This window comes from Collimonas arenae (genome assembly GCF_000786695.1).
Classification (GTDB): Bacteria; Pseudomonadota; Gammaproteobacteria; order Burkholderiales; family Burkholderiaceae_D; genus Collimonas; species Collimonas arenae_A.
The window spans coordinates 5503889-5524086 of record NZ_CP009962.1 but is presented as its reverse complement, the minus strand read 5'-3'; the positions used below and the strand labels follow the sequence as shown (position 1 = coordinate 5524086).

16 protein-coding genes are annotated in these 20198 nt (G+C 57.3%); 12 read left to right on the top strand and 4 right to left on the bottom strand.

The genetic code is table 11. The features are described 5' to 3' along the window. The first annotated feature begins 29 nt into the window (after window positions 1–29). From LT85_RS24485 to LT85_RS24475, 3 genes are all read left to right on the top strand, one after another. Window positions 30–836, top strand: coding sequence for a PPK2 family polyphosphate kinase (locus LT85_RS24485; RefSeq protein ID WP_038494293.1), 807 nt, complete (start codon window positions 30–32; stop codon window positions 834–836). A gap of 69 nt (window positions 837–905) precedes the next feature. Further along, the gene (locus tag LT85_RS24480; protein WP_052135444.1) at window positions 906–1724 is read left to right on the top strand and encodes an SGNH/GDSL hydrolase family protein; all 819 of its coding nucleotides are present in this window, start codon (window positions 906–908) and stop codon (window positions 1722–1724) included. A gap of 39 nt (window positions 1725–1763) precedes the next feature. After that, a complete protein-coding gene (locus LT85_RS24475; protein WP_038497446.1) occupies window positions 1764–2411 on the top strand; it encodes a LysE family translocator in 648 nt (215 codons plus the stop codon). A gap of 35 nt (window positions 2412–2446) precedes the next feature. Here the strand turns inward: LT85_RS24475 and LT85_RS24470 are convergent, their stop codons facing one another. Both LT85_RS24470 and LT85_RS24465 read right to left on the bottom strand, forming a co-directional pair. Continuing rightward, window positions 2447–3220 (bottom strand): transporter substrate-binding domain-containing protein, encoded by a 774-nt coding sequence (locus LT85_RS24470; RefSeq protein WP_038494291.1) that lies wholly within the window; start codon window positions 3218–3220, stop codon window positions 2447–2449. Between the two features lie 33 nt (window positions 3221–3253). Then, the gene (locus LT85_RS24465) at window positions 3254–4765 is read right to left on the bottom strand and encodes a PLP-dependent aminotransferase family protein (RefSeq protein WP_081992688.1); all 1512 of its coding nucleotides are present in this window, start codon (window positions 4763–4765) and stop codon (window positions 3254–3256) included. Window positions 4766–4878: 113 nt separating this feature from the next. On the opposite strand from LT85_RS24465, the gene gabT reads away from it, so the two are divergent. The 9 genes from gabT (at window position 4879) to LT85_RS24420 (ending at window position 18450) form a co-directional block, all read left to right on the top strand. Further along, window positions 4879–6201 carry a 4-aminobutyrate--2-oxoglutarate transaminase gene (gabT, locus tag LT85_RS24460; RefSeq protein WP_052135443.1) on the top strand — a complete coding sequence of 441 codons (1323 nt, stop codon included), beginning with the start codon at window positions 4879–4881 and terminating at the stop codon, window positions 6199–6201. Then, the gene (locus LT85_RS24455; protein ID WP_081992686.1) at window positions 6149–7369 is read left to right on the top strand and encodes an ABC transporter ATP-binding protein; all 1221 of its coding nucleotides are present in this window, start codon (window positions 6149–6151) and stop codon (window positions 7367–7369) included. Before gabT ends, LT85_RS24455 begins: the two co-directional genes overlap by 53 nt. Before the next feature lie 52 nt (window positions 7370–7421). Further along, window positions 7422–8462, top strand: coding sequence for an ABC transporter substrate-binding protein (locus LT85_RS24450; protein WP_038494288.1), 1041 nt, complete (start codon window positions 7422–7424; stop codon window positions 8460–8462). A gap of 85 nt (window positions 8463–8547) precedes the next feature. Beyond that, on the top strand, window positions 8548–9843 hold the full coding sequence (locus tag LT85_RS24445) for an ABC transporter permease (RefSeq protein ID WP_156117631.1): 1296 nt from the start codon (window positions 8548–8550) through the stop codon (window positions 9841–9843). A gap of 3 nt (window positions 9844–9846) precedes the next feature. Next, the gene (locus tag LT85_RS24440; protein WP_038494285.1) at window positions 9847–10680 is read left to right on the top strand and encodes an ABC transporter permease; all 834 of its coding nucleotides are present in this window, start codon (window positions 9847–9849) and stop codon (window positions 10678–10680) included. A gap of 90 nt (window positions 10681–10770) precedes the next feature. Then, a complete protein-coding gene (gene gabD, locus LT85_RS24435) occupies window positions 10771–12225 on the top strand; it encodes an NADP-dependent succinate-semialdehyde dehydrogenase (RefSeq protein ID WP_038494282.1) in 1455 nt (484 codons plus the stop codon). A gap of 915 nt (window positions 12226–13140) precedes the next feature. Beyond that, window positions 13141–15027 carry a S53 family peptidase gene (locus tag LT85_RS24430; protein ID WP_081992684.1) on the top strand — a complete coding sequence of 629 codons (1887 nt, stop codon included), beginning with the start codon at window positions 13141–13143 and terminating at the stop codon, window positions 15025–15027. A gap of 456 nt (window positions 15028–15483) precedes the next feature. Further along, complete coding sequence (locus tag LT85_RS24425; protein ID WP_038497428.1) at window positions 15484–16653, top strand: MFS transporter; 1170 nt, start codon at window positions 15484–15486, stop codon at window positions 16651–16653. A gap of 372 nt (window positions 16654–17025) precedes the next feature. Next, complete coding sequence (locus LT85_RS24420) at window positions 17026–18450, top strand: sensor histidine kinase (protein WP_038494279.1); 1425 nt, start codon at window positions 17026–17028, stop codon at window positions 18448–18450. A gap of 28 nt (window positions 18451–18478) precedes the next feature. Here LT85_RS24420 and LT85_RS24415 read toward each other — a convergent pair whose 3' ends face one another. Next, complete coding sequence (locus tag LT85_RS24415; RefSeq protein WP_038497425.1) at window positions 18479–18955, bottom strand: thioesterase family protein; 477 nt, start codon at window positions 18953–18955, stop codon at window positions 18479–18481. 177 nt (window positions 18956–19132) lie between these two features. After that, window positions 19133–20089, bottom strand: a complete 957-nt coding sequence (locus LT85_RS24410) for a phytanoyl-CoA dioxygenase family protein (RefSeq protein WP_038494276.1) — start codon at window positions 20087–20089, stop codon at window positions 19133–19135. Window positions 20090–20198: the final 109 nt, after the last annotated feature.

Below are 20198 nucleotides of genomic sequence, written 5' to 3'. Positions count from 1 at the left end.
CAACGAGAATTGACTGACCGGAGAACCGAATGAAAGCATGCAAGCAGTTCCGCGCCACCAAACAGACTAGCATCAAGGATGCCGACGCTGCCGAAAAGCCGCTTTCCAGCGGCGATAAGCTCAAGGATAAGGAGCTGGTCGTGGGCATGGCAGCGGAAATCGCGGCGCTGCAGGAAATGCTGTATGCCGGCCAGCAGCACAAGGTGCTGGTGGTATTACAGGGTATCGATACCAGCGGCAAGGACGGCACGGTAAAAGGGGTGTTTAACCTGGTCAATCCACAGGGTATCCAGATCGCCGATTTCAAGGCGCCGAGCACCATCGAACGCGCCCACGATTATCTGTGGCGGGTGCATCAGCAGGTGCCGCGCCAGGGCGAGATCGTGGTGTTCAACCGCAGCCACTATGAAGACGTATTGATCACCATGGTGCATGACTGGATCGACGAGGCCGAGTGCGAACGCCGCTACGCCCAGATCCGCGACTTTGAAAGAATGCTGGCGGAAACCGGCACCACCATCATCAAGTGCTTGCTGCACATCTCGAAGGATGAGCAGCGCGACCGTTTGCAAGAGCGGGTGGACGACCCTGCCAAGCACTGGAAATTCGATATGCAGGATCTGGAAGAACGCAAAAGCTGGGATAAATACCAGGAATTGTTTGGCAAAGCCATCAATGCTACCGATGCAGATCATGCACCCTGGTATGTCATTCCGGCCAACTCCAAAACCCATCGCAACCTGGCGATCGCCAGCATCCTTCTGGAAACCCTGGCCGATCTGAAATTGAAGCCGCCAGCCGCCAAGCCCGAATTAAAAGGCTTGAAAATTACGTAAATCCGGTGCGCTAGCCCCTATAATTGCTTGCCGATAGGAAAAATAACTCACGAGCCAAGGAGACATGAAGTGCGCCGCTGGTTGCCGGAACTGATTGCATTACCGCTCTTGCCATGGCTGATCATACAAGGCCGTCGCACGCGCCGCATCACGCCACGCCTGCCCGAGGCGATGGGGCCGACCATTGGCCAGGCGCAGATTCCAACCGGGATCGGTCCCGAGCCGCAGCCGCGGCCGTTGGCATTGCTGACGATCGGCGAGTCGCCGGTGGCGGGGGTTGGCGTCGCCACCCATTACGAAGCGATCACCGGGCAGTTTGCCGCGGCGCTGTCGCTACGCTTGCAACGCACCGTGACTTGGCAGGCGGTCGGTCAGAACGGCGCGACGTTGAGTGACGCCGCCAAGATTATGCTGCCGCAGGTAGCGTCGCAAAAGGTTGATATCGTATTGATTGCCTTCGGCGTTAACGACACCACGGCGTTCCGCTCATGCAATCGTTACCGTGCGGAGCTGCTGCAACTGATGCGTGATATACAGGCACATCTGACGCCCCGTCTGATCGTCATTTCCGGCATCCCGCCCATTCACGCTTTCCCGGCTTTGCCCGAACCTTTACGCTACGTGCTTGGCCTGAAAGCCAAGGCGCTGGATGAAACGGTAGAGCAATTGATTTTCAATCTCCCTGCAGATCTCAACCACGTGCGAGTGACGCGGGTGCCCATGCTGATCGATATCAACGACCACGCCTTGATGGCGTCGGATGGCTTTCATCCCTCGGCCAGCGGCGTAGCGTTGTGGGCGCGGCAACTGGCTACCGCGGTGGCGGCGCATTTGAAATCGATCAAGAAAAGCCAGGCCGCGCGGAAGGCAGCCAGCAAGCAGGGCTAGCAAGCTAACGGTTCGTCATTCTACAAAATGGTGCATGCTATGCTGATGCAAAATTTCTGGCTTTTCCTGCCCGCCTGTTTCGCGCTGAACATGGCGTTCGGTCCCAACAACGTTTTGTCGCTGTCGAATGGCGCACGTGATGGCGTGTGGTATTCGATCGCCGCCGCCTTTGGACGCTTGTTGGCTTTTGCCGCGATGATTGCCATCGCCGGCTTGGGACTGGGAGCGTTGTTGCTTGCATCGGAGACGCTATTTACGGCCTTGAAACTCGGTGGCGCCGCTTATCTGGTATGGCTCGGCATCAAATTGTTTTGTGCCGGTCCTGCGCATTTTTCAAGCGCGGCAAAGGATGCCGGGGCTAACTCCGAGCGGCCGTCGGACAAGCTGCGCCGGCTGGCGAAACAGGAGTTTTTGGTGGCGGCGGGCAACCCCAAGGCAATTCTGATTTTCACCGCATTTTTCCCGCAGTTTGTCGATCGCTCGGCCTACGCAATGAGTTTCATTATGCTCGGTGCGACTTTCCTGCTGCTGGAATTGGTCGCGATTGCCATCTATGCAATGTTAGGCGCCAAACTTGGGACGTTGACAAATGGGGCCAGCAGATTCCAGTGGCTCAATCGCGCAAGTGGAACAATGATGGTTGGCTTCGGCCTGGCTCTGGCGTTCCTGCGCCGACCCACAAGCTGAAGCCATGTTTTATTGAGCAATATTGATTAATATGCTCACTTGAGCCATTGATTGACCAGGCGGTCATACTCGCCGGTCGCTTTCAACTGATGCATCCAGGTATCCACGAATTGTTTGAACGGCACGTCGCCGCGCGGCAGCATGAACGCTTTTTCCGAAAATTCCAGCGGCTGGTCGGGATGAATCGCGCATAGCTGCGGATGCAGCTTGGCCTGCCACATCGTCTCGCTGGCGTCGGTCACCATGACGTCGGCCTTACCCTGCACGATCTGGTCGAAGATCGTGACATTATCCGGATGCAGGATCAGTTGCGCCTGTTTGTAGTTAGCGCGGGCGAAGCGTTCGTTGGTGCCGCCGGGATTGACGATGGCGCGGGTGCCAGGCTGGTCGATGGCCGCCAGCGACTGGAATTTCTGGACATCGCTGCAGCGGGCGATGGCTGACTTGCCATCCACCATATGTGGTACTGAAAACGATACTTTCTTCTGCCGTTCCAGCGTCACCGAAACGCCGCCCATTGCGATATCGCATTTTTCCAGGAAGTCGCTGGTCAGGTTGCTCCAGCTGGTTTTGATAAAACGGGCTTCCGAGCCGAGCGCCTTGGCCAGCGAGCGGGCGAGGTCGACATCGATTCCTTCGAAACTATTGTCGGCCTTCAAAAAGCTGAATGGCTTGTAGTCGCCGGTCATGCAGACGCGCAAGTTGCCGGACTTGATGACCTCATCGAGGCGTGAAGGGGATGTCTGCGCTGCCGCAGGAACGGCCTGTGTACCGAGCGCCAAGACAAGGATAAAAAACAGTTTTTTCATGCAATCTCCTCAATCAAAACAGTGGTGATGCGTTCATTTCCAATGGGCCTTGATAATCGCCGCCAGCTTATCGAACGCCGGTGCAATCTGTTCATTCGGTACGCAGGCATAACCCAGCAACAGACCGTTGCGAGCGGTTTCGCTGTTCATGTAATAACGTGACAATGGCCGCGCCACAATCCCCGCTTCGCGTGCGGCGCGGCTGATCGCCAGGTCGTCGCATTGTGCGGGCAGGCCCAGCGCCAGATGCAGGCCGGCTTCGCCGCCGGTCAACGTAATGCCGTCGCCGAAGTGGCGGTCGATGGCAGCCTGCAGCAATTGCAGGCGTTCCGCATACAACAGACGCATGCGCCGGATGTGCGAAGCAAAATGACCCTCGGTCATGAAGTCCGCCATGATCGCCTGCATGAACACCTGGCTGCCGCGATACAGCTCGGAAACGCCGATGGCGAAGGCGTTCGCCAGCGATTCGGGCACCACCATGAAGCCGATGCGCAAGCTGGGAAACATGGTCTTGCTGAAGGTGCCCATGTACAGCACGCGGTCATCGGTATCCATGCCCTGCAAAGACGCCAATGGCCGGCTGCCGTAGCGGAATTCGCTGTCATAGTCGTCTTCGATGATCCAGACTTTGCGCTGCGCCGCATACTCCAGCAGCATGCGCCGCCGCGACAGGCTCATCACCATTCCAAGGGGATACTGATGCGAGGGCGTGGCGCAAATGAAGCGCGGCGGTTGCCGCAGATTGGCCAGCCGCATGCGCATGCCTTCGGCGTCGACCGGAATCGCTACCGGCTTGATGCCGAGCGAGTTGAGCACGCTGCGGGTGCCCCAGTAACAAGGATCTTCAACCCAGGCGCTGTCGCCGTGTTCGCCCAGTAGTTTGACTACGATATCCAGCGACTGGTGAATGCCGGTGGTGATGATCACCTGGCTGGCGTTGCAATTGACCGAGCGCGCCATGCGCAGGTATTCGGCGATCGCTTCCCGCAGCGGCAGGTAGCCGCCGGCATCGCCGTAGGTCAGCAGATCGGCGCGCGAACGTCGCCAGTGCTTGTTTTGCAGGCGGCTCCAGATCTTGTTCGGAAACAGCGTCACATCCGGGACACCCGGCATGAAGGCACCCCATTGCAAATCGCTGACGCCAGCTTGCTGGATCAGTTGTGCGCCATGCGCGGACAGTTCCGATTCGCCGCTGGGATCGGTCAGTGGCGGCGTGTTCAGGCGGGTTTCGGGAATCTGGTCGGGCGTGGTATCGGCGATGTAGGTGCCTGAGCCGGCCCGGGTTTCCAGATAGCCTTCGGCGATCAGCTGTTCGTAGGCATAAGTCACCGTATTGCGTGATATCCCCAGTTCACGGGCCAGGTCGCGCGAGGATGGCAGTTGCAGGGCGGATGGCAGCAACTGGGACAGGATTGCTTCGCGGATGGCCTGGTAAATCTGCCGGTTCAGCGGCGTGCCGGCGGCCGCGGCTTTGGCGATCGTGCCGTCTGCCCCACGCTCAATGCGCATCAACAGGAAATCGGTGAGCGAGGCGATGCGCAAAGTGGCTCCATGAGAAAACTGAAAGTGGCACTATATTATAGAGCCAGCCCGGCCTTAGTATGCATCAAAGCAGTTGCACATACAAAAAACGCATATCTAAACCAGGAGCCAGTATGAAGAACGACGGATATCACGCGGCGGCGGCCATCGCCAATTCAAATAGCAACGCTGAACTGCACAAGCGGAAAAATGCAGCCACCCCGCGCGGCGTCGGCGTCATGTGCGATTTCTATGCTTCGCACGCCCTCAATGCCGAAATCTGGGATGTCGAGAATCGCCGCTTTATCGATTTTGCCGCCGGCATCGCCGTGTTGAACACCGGCCACCGCCATCCGAAATTGATTTCGGCAATGCAAGAACAACTCGGCAAATTCACCCACACCGCTTATCAAATTGTTCCCTACGCCAGCTATGTCGAACTGGCCGAGCGCATCAATGCGATTACGCCGGGCGATCATGCCAAGAAAACCACCTTCTTTTCGACCGGCGCCGAAGCAGTGGAAAACGCCGTCAAGATCGCCCGTGCCGCCACCGGCCGCAGCGCCGTCATCGCTTTCTCAGGCGCTTTCCACGGCCGCACCATGATGGGCATGGCGCTGACTGGCAAAGTGGTGCCATACAAGGTCGGTTTCGGCCCGTTCCCGGCCGAGGTCTACCACGTGCCGTTTCCAGTCGAGCTACATGGCGTCAGCCCGGAGCAGTCATTGGCAGCCTTGCAATCCCTGTTCAAGGCTGACGTCGATCCCAAGCGTGTCGCAGCGATCATCCTGGAGCCGGTGCAAGGCGAGGGTGGTTTCTACGCCGCGCCGCCGGCCTTCATGCAGGCGCTGCGCACATTGTGCGATGAACACGGCATCTTGCTGATCGTTGACGAAGTGCAAACCGGCTTCGCCCGTACCGGCAAGTTGTTCGCAGTAGAACATTCCGGCGTGATTCCTGACCTGATGACGATGGCCAAGAGCCTGGCCGGCGGCATGCCTTTGTCGGCAGTCTGCGGCAGGACGGAAATTATGGACGCGGCCGCGCCCGGCGGTCTTGGCGGCACTTACGCCGGCAATCCGCTGGCGGTGGCGTCGGCACTGGCTGTGCTGGAAGTGATCGAGGAAGAAAAACTGGTCGAGCGCGCCAATCTGCTGGGCGCCAAGCTCAAGCAAGTATTGGAAAGCCTGCGTGCGGAGATTCCGCAGATCGCCGATATTCGCGGCCTGGGAGCCATGGTGGCGGTGGAATTCATGCAGCCAGGCACACGCCAGCCCGATGCCGAGTTCACGAAGAAGGTACAGGCCGAAGCGCTCAAAAACGGCTTGCTGTTGCTGAGCTGCGGGGTCTACAGTAATGCGATCCGTTTCTTGTTTCCGCTGACCATAGAGGATAACTTGATGGATGAAGCGCTGGCCATCCTGTGCGCAGCAATGCGCACCGTTGCGGCCGCTTGAAACCTGGCAGGAGAACAAGTTGAAGCAAGAAAATATCGCTCCCCACCTGGCGTCGTCTGCCGAGGATATCGCTAGCCATACCGCCGCGCAGGATACGCTGGTGCAGTTTTCCGGCGTCAAGAAAACCTATGACGGCGAGAATCTGGTCGTCAAGAATCTCAACCTGGATATCCAGCGCGGCGAATTCCTGACCTTGCTGGGGCCATCTGGTTCCGGCAAGACCACATGTCTGATGATGCTGGCAGGATTCGAGTTTCCCACAGGCGGCGAAATCCGCCTGGATGGCCAGTTGCTCAATAAAGTACCGCCGCACAAGCGCAATATCGGCATGGTGTTCCAGAACTACGCCCTGTTCCCGCACATGACTGTGGCGCAAAACGTTGCCTACCCGCTAAGGGTGCGCAATATCAACGGCAGCGAGCGCGTCGACAAGGTAAAAAGGGCGCTGGACATGGTCCAGATGGGCAAGTTCGGCGATCGTTATCCTGCGCAGTTATCGGGTGGCCAGCAACAGCGTATCGCGCTGGCGCGGGCGCTGGTGTTCGATCCCAAGCTGGTGTTGATGGACGAGCCGCTGGGCGCGCTGGATAAGCAATTGCGCGAACACATGCAGCTTGAACTGAAAGCCCTGCATAAACGTCTCGGCGTCACCTTTGTGTATGTGACGCACGATCAAAGCGAAGCGCTGACCATGTCGGACCGGGTCGCCGTTTTCGACCAGGGGATCATCCAGCAGCTGGCCGTGGTCGATCGTCTCTACGAGTACCCGGAAAACCTGTTCGTTGCCGGTTTCATCGGCGATAACAACCGCTTCCATGGCGTGCTTAGCGCAACCGACGGCGCTAACGGCACCGTACGTCTTCCGCATGGCGGCTTGCTGAGCGGCGTCAACGCAAACCAGGCCAGCGTCAATCAGCAAGTCGTGGCCTGCATCCGCCCCGAGCGGATTCATCTGTTGCCGCTGGCCAGCGCTACCGCTAATGCTTTCCCGGTCAATGTCAGCAGCCTGATTTATTTCGGCGATCACGTGCGGGTACGCTGCGCGATTCCGCAGCAGGAGGACTGCTTCGTCAAACTGTCGCTGAACGACCCGGCTCTGATGGGGCTTAACGAAGGCACAGTGGTTGCATTGGACATAGATCCCAAGCACCTGCGCATTTTCATTTAACAACAACATTAAAAAATTCTGACCTGCTTTTTTCAAACCACGAGGAGACGTGATGAAGTCTGTATTCAAACCTGTATTTAGCAGCATCGTACTGTCGCTGGCCGTCATCGGCATGGCGCAAGCAGCTGCGCTGACGGTGGTCAATTTCGGCGGCGCCAACGGCGCAGCGCAGAAGGTCGCCTACATCGATCCCTACGCCAAGGCTAGCGGCGACAAGATCACCGTAGTGGAATTCAACGGTGAACTGGCCAAGGTCAAGGCCATGGTCGAGGCCAAGAAGGTCAGCTGGGATGCGGTCGAAGTGGATGCAGGCGATATCGGCCGTGCCTGCGAAGAAGGCTTGCTGGAAAAGATCGATTTCAGCAAGATCGGCAACAAGGCCGATTTCAATCCCGCCGCCATTCATGAGTGCGGTGTTGGCGCCTTCGTCTGGTCGACCGTGCTGGCCTACGATGCCGACAAGCTCAAGAGCGCGCCAAAGAGCTGGGCCGATTTCTGGGATACCAAGAAATTTCCCGGCAAGCGTGCTCTGAAGAAGGGCGCGGAGAATAACCTGGAGTTCGCACTGATGGCGGATGGCGTGGCGCCGAAAGATGTCTACAAGCTGCTCGGCACCAAGGCCGGCGTCGATCGCGCTTTCAAGAAACTGGATGAGCTGAAACCGAATATCCAGTGGTGGGAAGCCGGCGCCCAGCCGCCCCAATTCCTGGTAGCGGGCGACGTCGTGATGTCGAGTGCTTTTAACGGCCGCATCGATGCTGCCCAGCGCGAAGGCAAGAACCTCAAGGTCAGCTGGACAGGCAGCATCTACACGCTCGATTTCTGGGTGATTCCGAAGGGCACGCCGAACAAGGCCGACGCCGAGAAATTCGTCGCCTTCGCCAGCAAGCCAGAATCGCAAAAAGCCTATGCCAGCAATATTTCCTATGGTCCGGTGAACAACCAGGCGCTCAAGCTGCTGGATCCGAAAGTGCTGGCCAACCTGCCGACTTCGCCGACCAACGCCAAGGATGCCTTGGCGCTGAGCCAGTCGTTCTGGACAGATCATGGGGAAGAACTGGAACAGCGCTTCACTGCCTGGGCCGCCAAGTAAGCAGGCTGCCGCCGCTGGCCATGGAGAGTTCTTCGTGGCCAGCGACAGTTCTTTGCATTCCTCTTTTTGCTAAAGCCGGATCATCATGACTTCTATTGCATCCTCCGTCGGCGTCAACCCGATGCCGATGGCGCCGCCGGCAGCGCCGCCCAACTCGCAGCTCAAGCGTGAATTGCGGCAAGCGCAATTCCGCAAGCGTGCCGCGGCGCTGGCACTGATCGCACCGCTGGCGATTTTCCTGCTGCTGACTTTCCTGGTGCCGATCGCCATGCTGCTTAAGCGCGCCGTGGAGAACCCGGAAATCGCGACGACGCTGCCGCATACCGTGGCCGCCCTGGCCGGCTGGGATCGCAAGAGCAGTCCTCCGGACGCCGCCTATGCCGGACTGGCGACGGATCTGCTGCAGGCGCGCGAAGACAGTTCTGCCGGATCACTGGCACGCCGCTTGAATTCGGAAATTTCCGGCGCCCGTTCCATCATCATGAAAACCGCGCGCGCCTTGCCCTTGCTGGATGCGGACGGCAAGCCGTTGCCGCCTGCGCAGATCAAGCAGGCACTGATCGATATCGATGAGCAGTGGAATCAATTGCCGTACTGGCAGGTGATCGCCAAGAATGGCGCGCCGTACTCTCCCTATTACCTGCTGGCAGCGCTGGACCTGAAGCAAGACGCTTTCGGCCATATTGAAAAAGCCGATCCGGATGCCTCGGTGTATCAAAAGATTTTCGGCCGCACCTTCTGGATGGGGCTGGTCGCCACGCTGGCTTGCCTGGTGCTCGGCTATCCGCTGGCCTATTGGCTGTCGACCATGTCTGAGCGGCGCGCCAACCTGTTCATGATCCTGGTGCTGATTCCATTCTGGACCTCGATCCTGGTGCGGGTCGCGGCCTGGATCGTGCTGCTGCAATCGGAAGGGCTGGTCAATAAAGCCTTGATGGCGACCGGCCTGACGCAGGCGCCCTTGGAGCTGCTGTTCAACCGCATCGGCGTCTACATCGCGATGACGCATATCCTGCTGCCATTCATGATCTTGCCGCTGTATAGCGTGATGAAGGCGATTCCGCCAACCTATATGCGTGCGGCGGTGTCGCTCGGCAGTCATCCGTTTGCAGCCTTCTGGCGCGTGTATGTGCCACAGACCTATCCGGGTATCGGCGCCGGCGCCTTGCTGGTGTTTATCCTTTCGGTCGGTTATTACATTACGCCAGCCTTGCTAGGCGGGCCCAACGAACAGATGGTCAGCTATTACATCGCTTACTTTACCAATGTCACCATCAACTGGGGCATGGCTTGTGCGCTCGGCGCTTTGCTGTTTGCTGCGACGCTGGTGCTGTACGGCGTGTATCGCCGCTTTACAAAAACCGACGTGAGCATGGCTTAAATCATGAAACTATTTCCACAATTTCCACCTTATGTATCGCTCACCGAACGCGTATGGTTTTATTTTTCGCGCAGCTTCAATCTGCTGGTGCTGCTGTTCCTGTTGTTGCCGATCCTGGTGATTATTCCGCTATCGTTCAGCGACAGTACTTTCCTGGTCTATCCGATCCACGGTTTTTCCATGCGCTGGTATCAAAACCTGGTGCAGTCGGAGGAGTGGGTCAGCGCCGCCAAGAATAGTTTTATCGTGGCGCCGTTGGCGACCATGCTGGCGACCCTACTTGGCACACTGGCAGCTGTCGGTTTGAACAAGGCTGATTTCCGTGGCAAGGGTTTGCTGATGGCGGTGCTGATTTCGCCGATGGTGGTGCCGGTGGTGGTGGTCGGCGTCGGCGTCTATCTGTTCTTCGCGCAGATCGGTTTGTCCGACAGCTATACAGGATTGATACTCGCGCATGCGGCGCTGGGCGCGCCGTTTGTAGTGACAACGGTGCTGGCGACCTTACAGGGATTCAACCAGAACCTCGTGCGCGCCAGCCTCAGTCTCGGCGCCAGTCCGCTCTCGACTTTCTTCCGCATCACATTACCGGTTATCGCCCCGGGTTTGATTTCCGGCGCATTATTCGCCTTCGCGACATCGTTCGACGATGTGGTGGTAACCTTGTTTGTCGCCGGCCCAGGACAAGCAACCTTGCCGCGCCAGATGTTTACCGGCATTAAGGAAAACATCAGCCCGACCATCGCTGCGTTGGCCACTATCCTGATCGTGTTTTCCACCTGCCTGTTGCTGGCGCTGGAATGGATACGCGGTCGCAACAAGGCGCTCGCCAAGATATAGCTCTGTCATCGCTTGCCGGCAAGTTACCGCTTTTCAACCTGTATGGTGCAGTCAACCATACCGGTCTTCCCTGTTCTTAGGAGTTACCTCATGATGCAATTGAAAGATCCCTCATTGTTCCGTCAGCAAGCTTATCTGAATGGCGAGTGGTGCAACGCCGACGGCGGTGGAACGCATGCGGTGACCAATCCCGCCACCGGAGAAACCATCGGTAGCGTGCCGCTGATGGGCGCTGCTGAAACGCGCCGCGCGATTTCCGCCGCCAACGACGCCTGGCGTCAATGGCGGCGCAAGACCGCCAAGGAACGCAGCATCATCCTGCGCAAATGGAATGACCTGATGCTGGCCAACCTCGACGACCTGGCCCTGATCATGACCGTGGAACAGGGCAAGCCTTTGGCCGAATCCAAAGGCGAAATCGCCTATGCCGCCTCGTTCATCGAATGGTTTGCGGAGGAGGGCAAGCGTGCTGGCGGCGACACGATTCCATCGCCGACGCCGGGTACGCGCATCGTGGTGGTGAAGGAGCCGATCGGGGTTTGCGCAGCGATCACGCCATGGAATTTTCCAGCGGCGATGATTACCCGCAAAGCAGGTCCGGCGCTGGCTGCAGGCTGCACCATGGTGCTCAAACCGGCGGAGTCGACGCCGTTCTCGGCGCTGGCGCTGGCGGTGCTGGCTGAGCGCGCCGGCATCCCGGCCGGCGTGTTTAGCGTGGTGACCGGTTCGGCGCGCGAAATCGGCGCGGAAATGACCAGCAATCCTATCGTGCGCAAGCTCACGTTTACCGGCTCTACCGGCGTCGGCCGTTTGCTGATGGAACAATGCGCCGCCACTATCAAGAAACTGTCGCTGGAACTGGGCGGCAATGCGCCATTCATCGTGTTTGACGACGCCGACCTGGATGCCGCCGTAGAAGGCGCGATGGCGTCCAAATATCGCAACGCCGGACAAACCTGCGTATGCGCCAATCGCCTGTATGTGCAAGACGGCGTCTACGATGCCTTCGCGGAGAAACTGGTCGCGGCAGTGGCCAGGCTGAAGGTTGGCAATGGTTTGCAAGAGGGCGTCACGCAAGGCCCGCTGATCGACCAGAAGGCGGTGCTCAAGGTCGAGCAGCATATTGCGGACGCAGTGGCAAAGGGCGCACGCGTGCTGGCCGGCGGGAAACGGCATGCGCTGGGACAGAGTTTTTTCGAGCCGACCGTGCTGGCTGACGTTACCGCCGACATGATGGTGGCGCGCGAAGAGACCTTCGGTCCGATGGCGCCGCTGTTCCGTTTCAAAACCGATGAAGAAGCGGTGGCGCTGGCCAACGATACCGAGTTCGGACTCGCCAGTTATTTTTACTCGCGCGATATCGGCCGCATCTGGCGCGTCGCCGAAGGGCTGGAAAGCGGCATGGTAGGCATCAACACCGGTTTGATTTCCAATGAAGTCGCACCATTCGGGGGCGTCAAGCAATCCGGCCTGGGGCGCGAGGGATCGAAGTACGGGATCGAGGATTACCAGGTGATCAAATATTTGTGCATGGGCGGTATCTGATCAATGACAACGGTGCACATTCATCTGCGGAAATTCTGATCCTCCTGACGTCCGCAGATCAATTGTGCACCGGCGAATCAGCCGTCTTTGGCAAGCAGTTTTATACAAACGAAATAGCTCATTTCCGACGCCTAAGAAGACATAAATTCCGCTCTTCGCTTTTAGCTCAATACAGCCCTTTTTTAAAATAAAAATGCACCAAGGTGCAGCAATAAGAAAATACCGAGAACTAATGTTTATGCGGTGTTTCGGCCAATATTTCCATGTTCATTCTTGTATTTAAATATGTCTTTTTGTATCTCCCGCAGGTACGGAATTTTCTATCCTTTTTAAGATGAAACAAATTGTAAGAACGGATGAGTAAATATTGCAGTGTGGAAATTTAAGACTTATGCTGAGGCTGTAATTTGCAACATCAGGCATGTGGAAATACAGATTTTTTGTAGCGACACTTACCCCACAAGCGTAATGCTGTCGTATCGATGGTCCTTAAAAGGGAATAGTGATGACCGGCGTTAAGTCTTTAGAACCAGCAGCGTTTCTGCAGTCGCAATCCGAACAGGTTTTGGATTTCCTTCATCCTATTTTCTCCCGTATTTTCTCCCGTATCCCGGCACAGGTTGCGCGATCACCAAGGGTCGCGCACCGGCCATCCCAGTAACGAGCTAGAGGTTCGTTAATCCCGCATCGCTACAGGCGATGCATATCTGACGCTTAGCGTGTTCATGTAAGGCTGCTTTTTGCAACCTTGTGGTTTCGCACATTTGTCGTTTGTGTGTGCCCGCGGTTCTAAGGTGCAGGGAGGACTCATCACGCATGCATTGCATTCCGGGTGTATGGAAAGGTGCGCTCAAGCGTTGTCGCAAGCTGTTTCCACGTTGTTTCGGTGTTGCATATTTTAAAAGGAATAAAAAAATGAAATCGAAAGCATCAGCAGCAAAAGCAGGGGAATTCGCAGTACCGCGTATCAGCACATTGGCCTTAGCGTTGTCCCTGGCCTGCATCGGCATGGCGGCGCACGCGGGCACAGATACCTCGAACTGGGTATCGACCAAGACAGACGCTTTCCTGCCGCGCGTACAAACGCACGACAGCACTGGCGTTGCCGTGACAGCAGACAAGGTTGCTGTGGACATGGCGCAGGGCGAAGAAAAAAGCGTGACCGTTGCGCTGCAACTGCGTAACAAGGCGCAACTGGACAGCTTCGTCAAAGAACTCTATACACCCGGCAGTTCGGTGTATCACAAATTTCTGACGCCAGCGCAATTCGCTGCGCAATACTCGCCTACGCAAGCACAGGTCGACGCCGTCACCGCGCACTTGAGCAAAGCCGGCTTCAAGAATATCAACGTCAGCTCGAACCGTCTGCTGGTCAGCGCCGACGGTACCGCAGCGACTGTCAAGCAAGCGTTCAACACTTCCCTGAAGCGCTTCACGCATGAAGGCCGCAACGTTTACGCCAATGAAACCGCAGCACAAGTGCCGCCGGAACTGGCGACCATCGTCGGTTCGGTGCTAGGCCTGCAAAATGCGGCGATCCACCACGTTACACACAGCGGTTTGCACAGCACGCAAAAATCGATAGTCCAGGCAGCGGCCGGGACGGAAACATCGCACACGCCGGTGCAATATCCAGGCATCTACGGCGCGGTCTCGACACCGGCTGCATCGAATGCCGTGGTGGGCACGATTTCCGAAGGCGACATGACATACACCCTGAACGATTTCCAGACTTTCCTCAGCAATAATCCAAGCTTGCCAAAACTGACGCCTACCGTAGTGTATGTCGGTAGCCAGAGCTCGGATGAATCGGGCGAAGTGGAATGGGCCCTGGACAGCCAGGTGATCTACGGCGCTTCCGGCGGCGTCAAGCAACTGATTTTCTACACCGCAAGCTCGATGGAAGATGCGCCGCTGACTGCTGCCTATAACGCCGCCGTGACTGCCAACGTCGCCAGCGTGGTCAACGTGTCGCTGGGCGAGTGCGAAGCTTCAGCCAAGTCTTCGGGCTCGCAAGCGGCAGATGACGCGGTGTTTGAACAAGCCGTGGCGCAAGGTATCACTTTCTCGGTGGCCTCCGGCGATGCCGGTCCTTATAACTGCGACACGGACTCCCAGGGAAATCCTGGCGTGGCCAACACGACCACCAAGAAAAAGACCTATGACGTGAGCGAGCCAGCCAGTTCGCCGTATGTGACTACGGTTGGCGGCACGGCCTTGTTCACTACTTCCGCCGGCGCCTATAACGGCCAGGCGGTGTGGAACGAAGGTACCGCCCAGACCGGCGACGGCAGCGCTGTGCGTATCTGGTCCACCGGCGGCGGTTTCAGTAAATATGAGACCGCACCAAGCTGGCAGACTTCCAGCATCGTCGGCACCGGCCACACCACGCGCGGTTTGCCTGATCTGGTATTCGATGCGGCTTCGGCCAGCGGCACCTATATCTACATCACTGCGTCGAATAACGGCGGCACCGCAGCAGGCGTAGTAGGCGGTACCAGCATGGCGGCGCCGATGTTCGCCGGCTTCTGGTCGCGTCTGGAATCCGCGCACGGCAATAATCTGGGCTTCCCTAATTCGGCCCTGTATGCAGCGATTCCATCGAACGCCAGCCTGGTCTTCCCTGTGACCAGCGCCGCAGTAGATGGCGATGCAATCGACTACAACGGCTGGAGCACGACTTATCCAGGCATGAAAGCCAATGCATCGGGATGGAGTGCAGCGACTGGTTTCGGCAGCTTGAATGTCGACAAATTGAACGCCTACATCACGGCCAACCCAACTGTTTTCCCTGCTAAATAAGGAAAACAAATATCGGCCTCGCTGGCATCTTGCAGGGAGAATGAGGCCGGTTTGATCTGGCAGTACATTGCGCTACAGCGTATAGCGCAATGGTTGTTTCACATGGGTAAATGCCTCGCCGGTTTGCAATAGCCGGAGAGGCATTTTTTTATGTCACCGGCTCTGATATCGAGCAGCGTAGACCATTACAGTAGATTACCGGTCTTTCACGGCAGCGAATTGATATTGCAGGCGGGCAGGGGTAGCGCTTAGGCAGCTTGCCCCTGAACCGTCATTTCGCAAAAATCCAACACTTTTCACGCCGGCCGCCAAATTTCGGCGATGAAATCTGGTAGCGCTAACACAAATAAACCGCGATTGCTATAATGTTGCTTCGCACCACGGTTCCGGGTGCGCGCCATTGACTGCCGCGGTTTTCCTGCCGTTCGGCGGTTCCATTTCCGGATGATCATCATGCTGTCTCTGCCCCTGCTTGCCCTTGCTGTTGCCGCTTTCGGCATCGGTACGACGGAGTTCGTCATCATGGGCCTGTTGCCCGATGTGGCGCGTGATCTGGGGGTGACCATTCCGGCAGCCGGCATGCTGGTGACTGGCTATGCGCTGGGCGTCACCATCGGTGCGCCGATCGTCGCTATCGCCACCGCCAACATGCCGCGACGGACCGCATTGCTCAGCCTGATCGGTCTGTTTATTATCGGTAACGTGCTGTGCGCCTTATCACCGAATTATGCGGTGCTGATGCTGGCGCGGATCGTGACCGCGTTTTGCCATGGCGCGTTTTTCGGTATCGGTTCGGTAGTGGCTGCCGGCCTGGTGCCATCCAACCGGCGTGCGCAGGCGATTGCCCTGATGTTTGCCGGGCTTACCCTGGCCAATGTACTGGGCGTGCCATTCGGTACTGCCCTCGGACAACAGCTGGGCTGGCGCTCGACGTTCTGGGCGGTGACAGTGATTGGCGTGCTGGCGGCAATTGCCCTGGCGTTGTGGCTGCCAAAGAAAATCGAGATGCAAAAGACCAGCCTGCTGCAAGAATTTTCCGTACTCAAGGACAAACAGGTCGTGATGGTGCTGGCGATTAGCGCGCTGGCCTCGGCCAGCCTGTTCTCGGTGTTCACCTACATCACGCCGATCCTGGAAGACGTCACCGGTCTGACGCCGCATGCAGTGACCCTGGTGTTACTGGTATTCGGCCTTGGCCTCACAGTCGGCAGCGCGCTCGGCGGCAAACTGGCCGACTGGCGCTTGCTGCCGTCGCTGATCGGTTTCCTGGTGGCGCTGGCGATAGTCCTGACGGTATTTACCTTGACCATGCGTACGCCGTTGCCGGCTGTGATCACGATTTTCATCTGGGGCGTACTCGCCTTCGCGATTGTGCCGCCGCTGCAGGTACTTGTTGTGGAACGCGCCAGCGCCGCGCCGAATCTGGCTTCCACCCTGAACCAGGGCGCCTTCAATCTCGGCAACGCCAGCGGCGCCTGGTTTGGCGGCATGGCGATCGGCGCCGGTTTTGAGCTGACCACCTTGCCTTACGTCGGCGTGGTGCTGGTGGCACTGGCGTTGGGATTGACTTTATGGTCGGCGTCGATCGAACGCAATAACGGCCTGGCGATGACGCCGAGCGAATAAAGCGGCAGCCTCGCTGCCGCCATGAATGGTGAACTCTCCAGCAATGACCCGGACGCTTAAGTTGCCGGCGTCAACTCCCGCCGCGCCCCAATCCCGGGGCGCAATTGATCAGATCGCCGTTATACCAATTTTGCATTATTATTATCTTTTAACCATTGCTACTATATGTCCTGTCTCCATCCAGCGGTCGTGGCAAGGCAATCCTGGATGACGTTGTGCGGCAAAATCTTGCTTTAAGGCAAGATCGGTTGTAGATTCACTGATTTGAGCAAAGTAGAACCCGGTTCTCGCAGCGTTTGTGCCGAGACTCGCCAGGCTACCGCCATGGCATCGGTATATCTTATAGCCAAGCATTCATCCTGATCGTCGTTCATGTATTCGATACTGCCTGCAGTCGTTGCTTCGATCTTCCTGGCCTACGGTCTGTACGTGGTATGCACCAAGGGCTTCACGCGCATCGGCATCAGTTTCCTGGTGCTGTGCATTACCTCTGCGTTCTGGCAGGGCGCATGGGCATTCCTGTTCACCTTGCGCGATCCGCATATGGCGATGTTTGTGGTGAAGTTCGGCTACCTGCTGATCCTGTTTCTACCGACCAGTCTTTACCATTTCCTGACCGAGATCTGCGAACGCACCGAGGAGCGGAGATTCGTCTACGCTTCCTACGCTTTCGCCGGCATCCTGGCGGTTCTCCTGCTGGGATCGGATCTTCTGGTGTCGGGCTACTACCAGTATTTCTGGGGCTATTATCCGAAGGCCGGCCTGCTGCATCCGTTGCATGTGCTGCAGACCGTCATCGTGGTATGCCGCGGCCTGTACATCACCTATCGCGAGCAGCAGGTGGCGGAACTTGGCAAACGCATCAAGCTGCGCCTGTGTATTGGCGCCATATTGATTTACTTTTTCGCCGCGGTCGATTATCTGTGCAACTACGGCATCGAGTTTTATCCACCCGGCGTCCTGTTCATCGCGGTCAGCCTTGGCGTCATGTCGGTCGCCATCGTTCGCCATCACCTGCTGGATCCGATGACTGTCGCCAGTACGGTCGGCCACGAAATGCGCACGCCGTTGACGTCGATCCGCATGCTGGCGAAAGGGATGGAGCAGTTTTTGCCGACCTTGCTGGAGGGGTACCGGCTGGCGGTGGAACACGGCTTGCTGGCGCCGTCTATTCGTCCGGACACGGTCAAGCAGTTATCGAAGGCCACCAACTCGATCACGCAAGAAGTCGATCGCACAACGGTGGTGATCGACATGATGCTGGCTTCGGCCAAGCTTGATCGTATCGATACCGACGCATTTGCCAACTACTCGGTGGTCCAGCTGATCGATGAAGCGTTGGAACGCTATCCGTTCGAACAGGGCGAACGCGCCAAGATTTACCTGGCCGCCATGGAGGATTACGCCTTCTTCGGCTCGGACCGGTTGTTCGTGTTTGTCCTGTTTAATTTGCTGAAAAATTCCCTGTACGCTTTAAAGGCTGCATCCAAGGGCGAGATCAGTATTTCCACCACGCGCTCCGCGAAATTCAACTACCTGTGTTTTACGGATACCGGTGCTGGTATCGCCACCAATGTCTTGCCGCATATTTTCGACGCGCACTATACGACCAAGAAGGGCGCTGGTTCCGGTATCGGCCTGGCGTTCTGCCATCAAGTGATGGCGGTGTTCGGCGGCAGCATCCGCTGCGAATCAGCGGTTGGAGAATATACCCGCTTCACCTTGGAATTCCCCGTCGTTGCGGGGACGCAGGCTGCTTCGAATCCGCAGCTGCATCACAGCACGCCGCCCGGATGAACCAGGCGGCGCGCACTCTCTGATCTATCTAGTTAGAGAGCATTTCTACTTTTCTTGGATTTTCATACTGCCGGATTTTTTCAAGAATGTGCTCAGGCAAGCGGCTGATTTTTTTGTCCTTGTTGGCAAAGACGATTTGCTGGTGTCCGGTGGAGACCAGTTTGCCGTCTACAAAAAATTGGAACAACAAGGAAAACGAGCATTGCTTGACGGCCGCAGTGCTGACTTCGCACTCCACTTTTTGAAACGCAAAGGTCTCGTGGATGTATGTCTGCTGCGCGTCCTTGGTAATGAACACGCCCAGCGGCGCCAGCATGTCGGCTGAAATACATTCAAAGAACCAGCGCTCGCGGCAGATACCTTGCCATTCAAAATAGCGGGCAAAGTAGATGTTGCCGGTGGCGTTGGAATCCTTCAGGTAGATATCGATCGAATGCCGAAAGATCTTGCGTGAGATAGGCGTGATGGGCAATGAGGAACCGTGGGAAAACATGGTCGATGTCATCCCGGCTTCTTGAAACAGCGATGTTTTTTGTAGCGTGGTAGTCATAGAAGCTCCATAAGTATAAAAACGTTCACAAGTGAACATGACCGTCTCCGACGATTCGGAAGACGGTCATTTCATTGTTAGTATTTTTTTATGAGAGCCGCAACGACAGGTATCGCTACCATCCGCGGAGCCTTACCAGTTGCGCAGTCCCAGGATTTTTTCACCCAGTTCATTCAACCTGGCCAGGGGATAGCGCGTCTTCTCCCATTCACGTGGATCGCCGGGGAAGGCATAGCTGTCCGGACGCATGCGCTGACGCCAGCTCTCCACCCGCCATTGCCGCAATTCGGCCTGCTCTTCGCGCGCCGGCGTGAATGCGATGTACTGTGCGAGCCGGACTTTATCGGCTGAGGTATTGGGCCTGATGCCGTGCGCCAGCAAGCTGTTGAAGATCAGCAGATCGCCAGCCTTCATCGGAATGAATTTGACTTCCCACGGTAGCGACGTAACATCCGGACGCCACGGATTGCGATCCTTGGGAGCGTCCTTGCGCCATCTGGTGAAATTCTGGAACAGCTCCGGAATGCATTGGAAGCCGCCGCTTTCCGGCGTCGTATCGGATAGCGCCAGCACGCCCTGGACGTTGACCGGCAGCGGATCGAGCGAAGTGTCGGCATCCCAGTGGATGAAGCCGCCGAAACGCCGTGCGCCCTGGTTCGGCGTATTCAGGTTGGCGCGGTCGATGGTCACCCACAGGTCTTCGCGATCCCAGATGTCGACGAAGGCATTGACGATGCGTGGGGTCTGGCGATTGTCCCAAAAAGTTTGATGATGATAGGCCTCGACCATGCCGGAGCCGTTCAGCTCGGTCATTTCATGGTCGCGCAACTGCGCCCGGTTCCAGGTTTCCGGCGCGTGCTGATCGAGCTCCTGGAACTCCCACAGGAAATCGGCGGTACGCTGTACCTGTTCGGCGCTTACGGCAGTCCTGACGATGACATAGCCGTAGGTTTGCCAGTGATAGAAATCCGCTGCCGTCAGCACGCGTAGCGGCAGGGTTTTTCGTATCTCGCGTAATTGCGCCTGGTCCGGATAGAGCACGGATGGATTGCTGGGGGCTTGCTTGTCGCTCGCGTAAGGCTGGTTCATGAAGGAATCTCCGCGTTGGTTTTATGAGGTCGGGCAACTAGATTCTGTACCCGCTATCCTCCGCAGATTTCGCTGCAACTGTCCCTTATTGATACTATTCTGATGTTAT